General features: G+C 41.0%; 11 protein-coding genes. 2 read left to right on the forward strand and 9 right to left on the reverse strand.

From position 1 onward, the window contains the following. Positions 1-14: 14 nt before the first annotated feature. From A5868_RS10430 to A5868_RS10440, 3 genes are all read right to left on the reverse strand, one after another. The gene (locus A5868_RS10430; protein ID WP_086303538.1) at positions 15-1,592 is read right to left on the reverse strand and encodes a peptide chain release factor 3; all 1,578 of its coding nucleotides are present in this window, start codon (positions 1,590-1,592) and stop codon (positions 15-17) included. 220 nt (positions 1,593-1,812) lie between these two features. Further along, a complete protein-coding gene (locus tag A5868_RS10435; RefSeq protein ID WP_086303537.1) occupies positions 1,813-3,189 on the reverse strand; it encodes a hemolysin family protein in 1,377 nt (458 codons plus the stop codon). A gap of 114 nt (positions 3,190-3,303) precedes the next feature. Further along, positions 3,304-4,428 (reverse strand): AI-2E family transporter, encoded by a 1,125-nt coding sequence (locus A5868_RS10440; protein ID WP_010780290.1) that lies wholly within the window; start codon positions 4,426-4,428, stop codon positions 3,304-3,306. A 76-nt stretch (positions 4,429-4,504) separates the two neighbouring features. Between A5868_RS10440 and A5868_RS10445 the strand changes: the two genes are divergently transcribed. Then, positions 4,505-4,939: a GNAT family N-acetyltransferase gene (locus A5868_RS10445; protein ID WP_086303536.1), complete on the forward strand. Its 435-nt coding sequence runs from the start codon at positions 4,505-4,507 to the stop codon at positions 4,937-4,939. A gap of 80 nt (positions 4,940-5,019) precedes the next feature. Here the strand turns inward: A5868_RS10445 and ntdP are convergent, their stop codons facing one another. The 3 genes from ntdP to recX all read right to left on the reverse strand — a co-directional run bounded on the left by ntdP (position 5,020) and on the right by recX (position 7,591). Further along, positions 5,020-5,553: a nucleoside tri-diphosphate phosphatase gene (gene ntdP / locus A5868_RS10450; RefSeq protein WP_010740416.1), complete on the reverse strand. Its 534-nt coding sequence runs from the start codon at positions 5,551-5,553 to the stop codon at positions 5,020-5,022. 96 nt (positions 5,554-5,649) lie between these two features. Beyond that, positions 5,650-6,807 (reverse strand): A/G-specific adenine glycosylase, encoded by a 1,158-nt coding sequence (gene mutY / locus A5868_RS10455; protein ID WP_176281288.1) that lies wholly within the window; start codon positions 6,805-6,807, stop codon positions 5,650-5,652. Then, positions 6,794-7,591: a recombination regulator RecX gene (gene recX / locus A5868_RS10460; protein ID WP_086303534.1), complete on the reverse strand. Its 798-nt coding sequence runs from the start codon at positions 7,589-7,591 to the stop codon at positions 6,794-6,796. The genes mutY and recX overlap by 14 nt, the downstream gene beginning before the upstream one ends. Positions 7,592-7,752: 161 nt before the next feature. Here recX and rlmD point away from each other — a divergent pair, with 161 nt between their 5' ends. Then, positions 7,753-9,126 carry a 23S rRNA (uracil(1939)-C(5))-methyltransferase RlmD gene (rlmD, locus tag A5868_RS10465; RefSeq protein WP_086303533.1) on the forward strand — a complete coding sequence of 458 codons (1,374 nt, stop codon included), beginning with the start codon at positions 7,753-7,755 and terminating at the stop codon, positions 9,124-9,126. A gap of 41 nt (positions 9,127-9,167) precedes the next feature. Here the strand turns inward: rlmD and A5868_RS10470 are convergent, their stop codons facing one another. The 3 genes from A5868_RS10470 to A5868_RS10480 all read right to left on the reverse strand — a co-directional run bounded on the left by A5868_RS10470 (position 9,168) and on the right by A5868_RS10480 (position 11,827). Then, positions 9,168-10,427 carry an LCP family glycopolymer transferase gene (locus tag A5868_RS10470; RefSeq protein WP_086303532.1) on the reverse strand — a complete coding sequence of 420 codons (1,260 nt, stop codon included), beginning with the start codon at positions 10,425-10,427 and terminating at the stop codon, positions 9,168-9,170. Positions 10,428-10,677: 250 nt separating this feature from the next. After that, positions 10,678-11,286, reverse strand: a complete 609-nt coding sequence (locus A5868_RS10475; RefSeq protein ID WP_010780284.1) for a superoxide dismutase — start codon at positions 11,284-11,286, stop codon at positions 10,678-10,680. Between the two features lie 73 nt (positions 11,287-11,359). Then, positions 11,360-11,827, reverse strand: a complete 468-nt coding sequence (locus A5868_RS10480) for a GtrA family protein (RefSeq protein WP_010780283.1) — start codon at positions 11,825-11,827, stop codon at positions 11,360-11,362. Between the last annotated feature and the right edge of the window lie 201 nt (positions 11,828-12,028).

Consider the following 12,028-nt stretch of genomic DNA (forward strand, 5'->3'; position numbering starts at 1 on the left):
TTTCTTCTCGCATTTTACATCAAGCTCTTCAATTCTACTTCTGGGTATTTATCCGCGAACCAGCGCATCGCAAATTGATTTTCAAACAAGAAAAGCGGTTGGTCAAAACGGTCTTTCGCCAAAATATTACGGCTTGAGCTCATGCGTTCGTCTAATTGTTCTGGATCGATCCAACGAGCAATTTTATTTCCCATTGGCGTCATAACAACTTCCGCATTATATTCATTCAGCATACGGTGTTGGAAGACTTCAAATTGCAGTTGTCCAACCGCACCGATGATGTATTCGTCTGTCAAATACGTTTTATATAATTGAATCGCACCTTCTTGTACCAGTTGGTAGATCCCTTTATGGAAGGATTTTTGCTTCATGACATTTTTTGCAGTCACCTTCATGAATAGTTCCGGCGTGAAGGAAGGCAGTTCTTCATAGGCTACTTTCAATTTTCCTTCATAGATCGTGTCTCCGATTTGGTAGTTTCCAGTATCATAGACCCCGATGATGTCCCCAGCGACAGCTTCTTCCACATTTTCGCGAGCGTCAGCCATAAATTGTGTCACGTTGCTTAGTTTCATTTTCTTGCTTGTACGTCCAAGAGTGACATCCATTCCGCGCTCAAAAGTTCCTGAACATACCCGTACAAACGCGATTCGATCTCGATGATTCGGATTCATATTTGCTTGGATCTTAAAGACAAAACCAGAGAACTCTTCTTCATACGGAGAGATAGGTTCGCCTTCTTCAGTTTTGTGGGCGTGAGGTTTTGGTGCCAGATCAACAAAGGTTTCAAGGAATGTTTCGACTCCGAAGTTCGTCAAAGCTGAACCAAAGAAGACAGGTGTTTGATTCCCTTGCTGAATTTTCTCAAGATTAAATTGGTCCCCGGCTTCGCGAACAAGCTCGACTTCGCCTAATACATCTTCATAAATAGATTTTTCTTTTAACGGATGATCTCCCGCAATCTCACCATTGGTTAATTTAACGTAGCGTTCCCCTTCGTATTGTTCTGGACGGTAGAACTCGATGCGCTCATTGTGTATGTCGTAGATTCCTTCCAAGCCTTTTCCCATACCAATCGGCCAATTCATTGGATACGATTCGATCTCCAACAATTCTTCCAATTCCTCTAACAATTCTAGCGGCTCGCGTCCGTCACGATCCAATTTGTTAATAAAGGTAAAAATCGGAATTCCCCGACGTTTGACAACTTGGAAGAGTTTCTTTGTCTGAGCCTCGATCCCTTTGGCACTATCAATGACCATTACGGCACTGTCTACCGCCATCAGTGTACGATACGTGTCTTCTGAAAAGTCTTCGTGACCGGGTGTGTCCAATATATTTACGCGTTTTCCATCAAAATCAAATTGCATAACTGAACTAGTTACAGAGATTCCACGCTGCTTTTCAATGTCCATCCAGTCTGATTTTGCGAAGTTCCCGGTTTTCTTTCCTTTTACCGTTCCTGCTTGACGAATCGCACCGCCAAATAAAAGTAGTTGTTCAGTGATCGTCGTTTTCCCAGCATCCGGATGGGAAATGATCGCAAAGGTTCGACGACTATCTACTTGTTGTTTTAAATTAGGGTTATTCATTCTATTGCTCCATTCATTTTTCGAATTATCATTCAAATTTCAACCCAATCAGTATAGCATGGAATTTACTCTGATGGAAAGTTGATTTACTTTTCTAGCTGGCGGACTGACTGCTTTTAAAGAGGCAAACCTATGCTGTCCATTTTTGACTAGCAGCTTCACTTAAACTGCAAAAAGAAAACACTCTGCGCGGCAGAATGTTTTCTAAAAGCTTTGCTTATTAACGTCGAGGCTCATCGTCTTCGAAGTCTTTAGTAAACAGACGACGTTCCTCTTCTGGTTCGACATTTTCATGTTCATCAGGATGGAAAATCGCACGCAGTGTCAAGACTCTTGATCCTTCCATTTCTTCAGAAATCAGCGTCAGATCGTCTACATCGAAAGAAAGCTTCTCTCCTTCGTCAGGAATCGTTCCTAATGCTGTGATCAAATAGCCCGCCATTGTATCGACATCACTCATATGCAAGTTCAAATCAAACTCTTCATTGAACTCATCGATCAACATCTTCCCATTGATCAAATATTCATTGTCGCCGACTTTTTCATAGAGTTTTTCAACCTCGTCAGACTCATCATCGATTTCTCCGACGATTTCCTCTAATAGGTCTTCTAAAGTCACTAAGCCGACCATTCCGCCATATTCGTCAAGAAGGATAGACATTTGATTTTGCGTTTTCTTCAATTCATAAAGAAGGTCATCAATAAAAATCGTCTCAGGAACGAATAATGGTTCTTGGAGGATTTTTTGAAGATTGACATTTTCAAAGCCAAATTGACGTGCCGCTTTTAATAATGTTTTGGTATGCAGGATTCCGACTACTTTGTCTTTGTCTTCATCATAAACCGGAATTCTAGAATAGCTCTCATTTAAAATCTCATCAATGTTCTCAAGTACCGGATCATTGATATCGATCATAAAGGAATCCGTTCTGGGAACCATTACTTCACGAGCAACTTTTGTATCCAGTGAGAAGACACCTTGAAGCATCTCGATTTCATCATTGTCCAGTACGCCTTCGTTTTCCAACATATAGCGCATTTCATCGCGGGTCATTTTCGTATCTTCGTCATCAAATGTCATCGGCGTTATTTTGGCCAATAAATTGGTCGAAGCCGTTAATAACCAAACGAAGGGTTTTGTAATGACGCCTAATTTTCGAACAACGCCAGAGGTGAATTGTGCAACCTCTTCCGTCTTCGTCATAGCAATTCGTTTCGGATATAATTCACCAAATACAATTGAAACATAGGTCAATAACAGCATAACGATTACCGCAGCAATTGTACGTGCAGCCGCACCGCCGCCTATAAAAGGTGCTAATCGAGCAGATAAACTATCAGCTAAAGAGGCCCCTGACAAGATGTTTACTAATGTAATTCCCACCTGAATCGTTGATAAAAAATTATTTGGGCTATGGATGACCTCTAATAATTTTTTTGATTTTAGGTTTCCTTCTTCTGCCTTTTGTTCTACTCGGTTTTTATTGACCGACACCACCGCAATTTCAGCCGCAGCTAAAAATCCGTTGATTAACGTTAAAATTACTAATAAACCTAACTGTAAAATTAACGACTGACTATCGGGGTCAGCATTCATAATTGCATTCGCTCCTTAATTTAAAGTGTAAAAAAAGTGGCACAAAGGCCACGTTAAAATCGTATCACATCGCTTGTTTTAATGCAATATTTATCAAACAAACAACACGGTAAGTTAATTTAGAAACTCTTTTTCTCGTTCTTCTTGCTTGCCTTGTTTTACTATTTTCACTACAAACACAACCAGTGTTCGTAAAATCGCATAGACAGGCACGCCCAGGAATACACCTAAAATACCGGCCAAATTCCCTGCTACTAATAAAATCAAGATGATCGTCAATGGATGGATGTTCAAAGATTTCCCGATAACATTTGGGTAAATGACATTTCCGTCGACTTGTTGAACGATCAGTACAACAACGATACAAAGCAACGCTTGGGTTGGTGAATTAAAGAAGGTGTAAATCAATGCAGGCGCAAGCCCTAGATAGGGACCTAAATAAGGAATCAAATTCGTCAAGCCGGCAATCACGCCAAACAAGAACGCATAATCCACGCCAATCAGCAAATACCCTAAGAAAGTGAATGTGCCGACAAACAAACATTCGATTGCTTGTCCACTGATGTAATCAGACAAGGTCTTATTTAGTTGTTCAAGCAACCCCTTGATATTATCCCGCTGTTTTTCTGGGAAGACCCGTTCGATATTCGGAACAAGTTTTTCTCCATCCTTCAACATGTAAAACAAAATAAATGGTACGGTGATCAGTAATAAAACGACCGTGGTAATTTTTCCAATGATTGATGCTAAGCTGTTCGTCACACCCGTCAAGGTTTGCTGAATAATGGTCCCGGCTGAAACATCCAGATTGCTGATGTATTTATCTACATCTAATTCTCTGAACAGCGGGAATCGTGTCGCATTATTCGCTGCATCTTGCAGCCAGTGCTGCATGTTGTCGACAAAGCTGGGGATATTTTTTGCCAGCGAGATCAACTGTTCCACCAAATTCGGAATGACGCTCATGAAGATCAACACGATAATGCCGATCAATAATAGAAAGATCAACGCGATCGCGATCAATCGTTTTACACCCATCTTCACTAGCAAGTTTACTAATGGATTTAATAAATAATACAAAAAGCCGGCAATGAGAATCGGTGCAAAAAGTGTTGTAAAAAACGTACCGATCGGTTGAAAAACAAAATCAATCTGTGAGGACACCAGGATCAAGGTCGCTATGACCAACAGTTCCACTGACCAGAACATTAATTTTGAATTTTTAATTTTCTCAAACATTCATCTACTCCTTTTTCTAGATTTAGTTTATAGTATACATCATGTGGAGAAAAATCCCCTTGAGGAAGGTGCCATTATGAAAATTTTAATTACTAAGGATACTATGAGCGACATTTATCTCGATGCGGTCCGCATCCGCCAAAAAGTATTTGTCCAAGAGCAAGGCGTTCCCGCAAATCTAGAAATAGATGAAAACGAAGCCTACGCCGTTCACTTTGTCCTTTATACGGAAGAAGAAAAAGCTGCCGCCACGGTACGTTTGCTGCCATTAGATCGTCACACTTTTAAATTACAACGCATGGCTGTTTTGAAAGACTATCGAGGGAAGAATCTTGGAGCTGCAATCGTTGCTGAAGCTGAAGTATTTGCGAAACAGCAAGGATTTACAACAATCGAGCTAGGTGCGCAATTAACCGCTGAGGCTTTTTATCAAAAGTTAGGCTATCAGGCCTACGGAGAAATTTTCCAAGACGCAGGCATCGATCATGTACATATGAAAAAGGTTCTTTGAGACATACCTGTGCATCAAAGCTGACGACTGCTATTCATGCAAAAAAGGCTATACCAAGCGTTTGGTATAGCCTTTTCTTTCTACTTCCGCGACAATTGCTTGTAACGATCATACCAAATATCAATATAGCCTTGAGAAAAAGGCCCCTTTTCATTGTTGATCCAGTCCACTAAGATTTTGACATTTTCCTTAAGAATATAATCAATTTCTTTTGAGTAATGCATTTGCTGACTATGGGCTTCATATTCATCCACGTCCAATAGACGTTTCTCGCCGTCCGGAAAAACTTTGACATCTAAATCATAATCAATGTACTTTAGTGCCTCGTCATCTAATACATAAGGTGATGCTAGATTACAATAATAAGAAACTCCCTTCTCTCGAATCATTGCTATTATGTTGAACCAGTATTTCTGATGGAAATAAACGATCGCTGGTTCACGAGTGACCCATCTTCTGCCATCTGATTCTGTGACCAATGTGTGGTCATTCAAGCCGATCAGTGAACACTCGCTTGTTTTTAATACCATGGTATCGCGCCACGTTCGATGCAAACTGCCGTCGTGTTTGTAACTTTTGATCGTCACAAACTCTCCTTCTTTTGGAACTCCCATAGCTACCCTTCCCTCAGCGAAACTAATTTCGCATTTGTTTGGGTGTTATCACACCGACATCAGAATTATTATAGCAATAAAATGAAAGATTGCCTACTAATCTTTGTCGTCAGATACATTATTTTCAAAAACTTCCAACATTTTTTGCTGTGGTTTTGGAAAAACATAGTTTGGAAATTCTTTCGGATTTACCCACTGTCCCTCTAATGTCAGCTGAGACGTGTTTCTTCCATAAAAGACTAGAATATGCCAACGCAAATGGCTGAATACATGTTTCACTTGCCCAACTACTTTTTTCTGCCACACAACCTCTTGTCCCGAGAAAAAATCAGGACTGTCTTCAGCGACCAGTGAACTTGAAAATAGATCCCAATGGCTCGCATCGTATTGCTCCTGAAGCTCTTTGAATCTCGCAGCACTGATTTCTTCTAATGGAAATAACCACATACTAGCTAACAAGCCTGTTTTTAGGCGTTGCTGAAGAAAGATCTCTTGCTGGTTATTTTCAATGATCCCTGCCACGTAATACACATCTTTAGGTTTTTGCTTCTTTGATTTCACTGGAAAATCTGTCTGTCGATTCTCACTATATGCCTGACAGTATTGTTGAATCGGGCAAATTTCACATTGTGGACTGGTTGGCGTACAGATACTGGAGCCAAGATCCATCATTGCTTGATTGAAATCTCCAGGATGATCGTGACTGATGATTTTTCGCATTGCCTCATCAAACGTATTGCGACTGCTGGCTTTGGCGATATCCGCTTCAATACAAAACAAACGACTGACTACCCGCATCACATTCCCATCAATCGCTGGTTCAGGAATCTCAAAAGCGATACTGCTGATGGCCCCAGCGGTATAAGGTCCCACGCCCTTCAATGTACGGATGTCTTCCACCGTTGTCGGAAAGTTTCCGTTAAATTCTTCCATGATTTGTTTTGCGGCAGCTTGCAGATTCCGCGCACGGGAATAGTAGCCTAACCCTTCCCATACTTTCAGAAGCTTATCCTCTGGTGCATTCGCTAAATCTTGGATCGTCGGAAACTGATCCATAAACCGATAAAAATAATCAATCACTGTATCCACTCGCGTTTGCTGCAGCATGATTTCCGAAATCCAAATACGGTAAGGATCTTGATTATACCGCCAAGGAAGATTTCGTTTTTCCTGTTGATACCAAGTAAGAAAATCTTCTTGGAATTGATTGACCTCTGAATCGGACCATTGTTCCCAACGCTTACTCATGTTCATCCTCTTTCCCTTGGATAAAGGCATCTATCTGATCTAATTGAAACCCTTTCTGATAGAGGCTTTGTTTGACCTTTTGCCGACGCTTTGCTGGTTCAAACCGCTGATTCTTTCGCCATAATTTATTTCCTTGCATCGTTAACGCATCTGTTTCTTGCTCTTGGATGTCCGAAAAATCCAGTTCAGCCAATACCCCTTTGCTAATGTCACTGTTGAAGCCTTTAGTCATTAGTAATTGCTGGATTTTCTGCCGAACTTCCCGCTGACTGCTGTGATGGTATTTTCTTAAAGCCTTTTGAGCTGTATGCAGGGCTACCTGAAACTGATCATTGGATTCATAGAGATACAATGCTTGTTCAATCTCGGGCTCTTTCACACCTTTTTGCTTCAACTTTTGCTGTAAAATACGCGGGCCTTTGTCTCCTAGACGCATCTGTGTGCGAATGTAACTTTCACTGTAAACAAGATCATCCACCAAATTCAGTTCCTTCAGTCGCGCGACGATTTTATGCCGGTCCTCGCTTTCAATCTCATTGTCCTTTAAATAAGTACGGATTTCCTTTTCCGTGCGCAATTGATAACTCAAATAATTTAACGCCATCTGAAACCCAAGATCTTCTTTGCCTTCTTGTTTGATCTCGTTTAACGTTTTCTCTTCTAGCTCCTGCCCCTTCAGCAGCCGGTGACGAACGACTGTATCTTCAGATAAGCGTAATTTTTCCCCGTTTGAAAACTCTACTTTATAAAATGGGCCGCGGCCCTGACTGATCTTCACTACCGTCAGCATACGAACTCCCCCTTATCTCGCTACGATTCATGTATGTATAGTATTCTCAACGCTCAAACTGCCTTCACAAAAATTAATTCTATCATAGATAATCAACCTACCGATAAAAATATGCTAAAATGAATTGCGCCGAAAATACTAATTTAAGAAAGAGGCTCATTATGGCTGTTCAACTTACACCCAAACAAACTTTAACGTTAAAAATTAAGCGCCTTGGCATTAATGGCGAAGGAATTGCTTATTATAAACGCTTGATTATTTTCGTTACAGGTGCGCTACCTGGCGAAACTGTTGTCGCGCAAATCACGAAGGCTACTCCTCGTTTTGCTGAGGCACGATTAGTAAAAATTACGAAAAAAAGTCCTGACCGTACGACCCCTCCTTGCCCAGTGTACGAAGAATGCGGCGGCTGCCAGCTGCAACACCTCGTCTATAGTAAACAATTAGACTTTAAAAAAGATTTATTGCGGCAATCACTAGAAAAATACAAGCCTGAGGGCTATCAGCACTTTGACTTGAGAGAAACGATCGGTATGGATGATCCTTGGCATTACCGCAACAAGGCACAATTCCAATTGCGTAAAAACAGAAAAACAAATCAAGTTGAGGCTGGCCTTTATCAAGCAGAATCGCATCAGCTTGTTCCTATTAAAGAGTGCTTAGTCCAAGAACCAACGACTCAAAAAGTAATCAACACTGTCACGAACTTATTAACCAAATACGATATGCCGATCTATGATGAACGAACCAACTCAGGCATCCTCCGTACATTGATGGTACGGATCGGCATTGAAACTGGTGAGGTTCAATTGGTCTTGATCACAAAAACAAAAAAATTGCCGCAAGGAAATGCATTGATCCGCGAGATCACCAGTCGCCTGCCAGAAGTCGTATCAATCATGCAAAATGTCCAAGACAAGAAAACATCGGTAATCATGGGAGATGAGACAACACATCTTTGGGGAAAAGAAGTCATCACTGAAAAAATAAATGAGGTGAGCTTTGAGCTTTCTCCTCGTGCCTTCTTCCAGTTGAATCCTCAGCAAACAAAAATTCTGTATCAAGAAGCCATTGATGCATTGGATTTATCCACACCAAAAACAATCGTAGACGCCTATTGTGGCGTAGGAACGATCGGACTTTCTTTAGCGAAACAAGCAAAAGAAGTTCGCGGAATGGACATCATTCCGCAAGCCATTGAGGACGCGAAGAAGAACGCTGAAGCAATGGCGCTCACAAATACTCGCTATGAGGTAGGTACGGCAGAAAGCTTATTACCTAAGTGGTTGAAGGAAGGCTTTGCACCAGATGCGATCATCGTTGATCCACCTCGCACAGGCTTGGATGATCACTTGTTAAAAGCAATTCAAATGGCCCCTAGCCCCCAAATGGTTTATATTTCGTGCAATGTATCGACACTGGCACGAGACCTCGTCAGTCTGGCGAAAATATACCGGGTCGACTATTTACAATCGGTGGACATGTTTCCGCAAACAGCTCGTTGTGAAGTGGTCGTAAAACTATCGAAAAAATAAGAAAAAGGCGTGACCGAAAATGGTCACGCCTTTTAATTGCATTAATATCCTGCTGCCGGCTGTCCGTACGCATCACTTTGCTGTGCTGCATTCGGGTCCGTCGCTCCGCCATACCCCTGATTTGGGTCTGTATAGCCCTGGTCATTTTGATTTTGATCGGTGTTGCCTGGATTGTTTTGAATCGATCCGTCATTTTGCTGCGGATAGCCATTTCCCGTATTTGAGGAATCTCCGTATACACCGCTCGTATCATAGTTGTTCGGGTTGTCATATCCTGGTGCGAATTGGCTCGTGTCCTCACTGGCTTTTCCATCAGAATCATCGTAGAACAAGCTGTCGGCATTTTGTTCTTTTAGGTTCGGCAATGTTTCCGCAGTTGGTTTGCCCAACTGTTTCTTCAACACATTTTGAATATCCAATAATTCGCGGGTCCCTAGAATTTGATAATAGATTTCATCGATCATTTGACTCTTACCAACCAGTTGTTTCTGCTTGATGGTGTCAAAAGCCGGCAAGTAATTGGTTCCAATATCCATCATGTCATCCCAGCTCAGATCCGTCTTCATGTTCTTTTCAACAGCTTTAAGGATTTTCTTATAATTCCCGACACCGTTGATAGACATCGCCTTGCGTAAAATCTTCGTGACTACTTCTCGTTGACGACGCTGTCTGCCTACGTCTCCTTCTGGATCTTCGTAGCGCATACGCGCATAGGCTAATCCCGTTTCACCATTCAGCTTTTGTTTTCCCTTAGGAACATGAATCCCGTCCAAAGTAAAATCAATTTTATTATTCACTTCAACTCCGCCAACGGCATCGATCAGATCTTTCAAGCCGCGCATATTAATGGAGACATAATGATCGATCGGAATGTCTAGCAATGTCTCGATCGTGTCCATCGACATCTTAACACCACCGAAGGCATATGCGTGATTTAGCTTATCATCCGTGCCATATCCGACAATATTTGCTAAAATATCTCGGTCCAAACTGACGATTGTTGATTTCTTTTGTTTCGGATTGATGGTAACCACCATCATACTATCTGAACGGCCTTGATCTGAACGACCAAGGTCACCTGTGTCAACTCCGGCGAGCAAAATGGAGAAAGGCTCTGCGTTATCGATATTGGGCTGCTCTCCGTCTTTTCTCTTCAAGCTTGTTCGCTTCACGGTTTGACGGATATTGTCAACCATTTTACTGGCATCATTGGTCACTTGAACAGCGTAATAAGTGATTCCGCCAATAAACAAGTTCAGCAAAACCAATAACCCTATGAAAATTTTCTTTCCCCGACTCATAGCACACCTCTATCAACGTTTTTTACGTTTTTCCATTTTCTCATAGTTTCGCCGTGGGTTCAACCACTCGCAAAAATAATTAATTTCATATAATAGAAACTTAAAAAAATAATAATTCCAATTGTCCCATACTTCCTGATTTATATCACAAAATTATGAATTTTTTCAGAAGGAGAGGAGGAATTTAACAAATCAAAAAAACGGGAAAAACTGATTAAACCAGTTTTTCCCGTTTCATTGCTTCGCTAGTTTATTTAGCAGCTGCTAAATTTTCGTTTGCTTGATCCCAGTTTACAACATCCCAGAAAGCTGCGATGTAGTCAGGACGAACATTTTTGTATTTTAAGTAGTACGCATGCTCCCAAACGTCTAAACCGATAATCGGTGTTTTACCGTCTGTTAATGGGCTATCTTGGTTAGGTGTTGAGGTGATTTCCAATTTGCCATTTGCCATCACTAGCCAAGCCCAGCCAGAACCAAAACGACCAGTAGCTGCTGTTTTGAATTCTTCTTTCATTTTTTCAAAGCTGCCGAAAGCGTCGTCAATTGCTTCTTTGATTGCGCCAGTAGGTTCGCCACCTGCATTAGGTGCCATAATTTTCCAGAAGAAACTGTGGTTGGCATGTCCTCCACCGTTATTACGAACAGCCGTACGAATGTCTTCAGGAAGTTCATTCAAGTTAGATACTAACTCTTCTACTGATTGTTCTGCTAATTCAGGATATTTCTCAATTGCAGCGTTTAAGTTGGTTACGTAGGTGTTATGGTGCTTGTCATGATGCAAGTGCATCGTTTCAACATCAATATAAGGCTCCAACGCGTCGTAGCCATAAGGTAAATCTGGTAAAGTATAAGCCATAATTCAAATTCCTCCTTAAATTTTCTTACATAAAAATAGTAACAAACAATGCACGGTTCTTCAAAACATATGCCTAGTGTGACGAAGAATTCGTTTCCTCATCTTCAATAATTTCAACCTTTTTGAAGATGAACACCTTGCTGAAAATGTAATTGGCGATTACGACGACCACTTGCGTAATGATTTTAGCGACCAAATTGCCTGTATGCAGCATGTCGATAAACAGATACATGCAAGCCATATCCATTCCAAAAGAAACCACCCGTGCCAAAAAGAACTTCCCAAATTCCCAGCTCAAGGCTAAAATGCCTTCTGTTTTTGAATGAAAGACCCAGATTTTATTTGTTACAAAAGCAAAAAGAACCGAACATATCCAAGAAATCGCATTTGAGATCGGCCAGCTCAGATGAAATGCTTGATAAGCCAATGTGAAGCTGACGATGTTTACAATCGTTGCTAATCCGCCGAAAAACAAGTAAATGAATACTTCCCAAAGGTTTTTTTGTTCTAAATAATTTCTAAATATCCGATAAATTTTCATGAGGACTCACTTTCTTATTCTTCTCTACCTATTGTACTTATACACATCTAGATGTGTATAAGAGACATCATGAGGACTCACTTTCTTATTCTTCTCTACCTATTGTAAGATAGCGAAGCTGCTATTAATCTGTCTCTTATACACATCTAGATGTGTATAAGAGACAGTAATAATTCCAATTGTCCCATACTTCCTGATTTA

The organism is Enterococcus sp. 12F9_DIV0723, from assembly GCF_002174375.1.
GTDB lineage: Bacteria > Bacillota > Bacilli > Lactobacillales > Enterococcaceae > Enterococcus_A > Enterococcus_A gilvus.

Bases quoted from the DNA above. Each gene is read 5' to 3' on its own strand.
- A5868_RS10430 (WP_086303538.1), bottom strand. From the start codon at position 1,592: ATGAATAACCCTAATTTAAAACAACAAGTAGATAGTCGTCGAACCTTT.
- A5868_RS10435 (WP_086303537.1), bottom strand. From the start codon at position 3,189: ATGAATGCTGACCCCGATAGTCAGTCGTTAATTTTACAGTTAGGTTTA.
- A5868_RS10440 (WP_010780290.1), bottom strand. From the start codon at position 4,428: ATGTTTGAGAAAATTAAAAATTCAAAATTAATGTTCTGGTCAGTGGAA.
- A5868_RS10445 (WP_086303536.1), top strand. From the start codon at position 4,505: ATGAAAATTTTAATTACTAAGGATACTATGAGCGACATTTATCTCGAT.
- ntdP (WP_010740416.1), bottom strand. From the start codon at position 5,553: ATGGGAGTTCCAAAAGAAGGAGAGTTTGTGACGATCAAAAGTTACAAA.
- mutY (WP_176281288.1), bottom strand. From the start codon at position 6,807: ATGAACATGAGTAAGCGTTGGGAACAATGGTCCGATTCAGAGGTCAAT.
- recX (WP_086303534.1), bottom strand. From the start codon at position 7,591: ATGCTGACGGTAGTGAAGATCAGTCAGGGCCGCGGCCCATTTTATAAA.
- rlmD (WP_086303533.1), top strand. From the start codon at position 7,753: ATGGCTGTTCAACTTACACCCAAACAAACTTTAACGTTAAAAATTAAG.
- A5868_RS10470 (WP_086303532.1), bottom strand. From the start codon at position 10,427: ATGAGTCGGGGAAAGAAAATTTTCATAGGGTTATTGGTTTTGCTGAAC.
- A5868_RS10475 (WP_010780284.1), bottom strand. From the start codon at position 11,286: ATGGCTTATACTTTACCAGATTTACCTTATGGCTACGACGCGTTGGAG.
- A5868_RS10480 (WP_010780283.1), bottom strand. From the start codon at position 11,827: ATGAAAATTTATCGGATATTTAGAAATTATTTAGAACAAAAAAACCTT.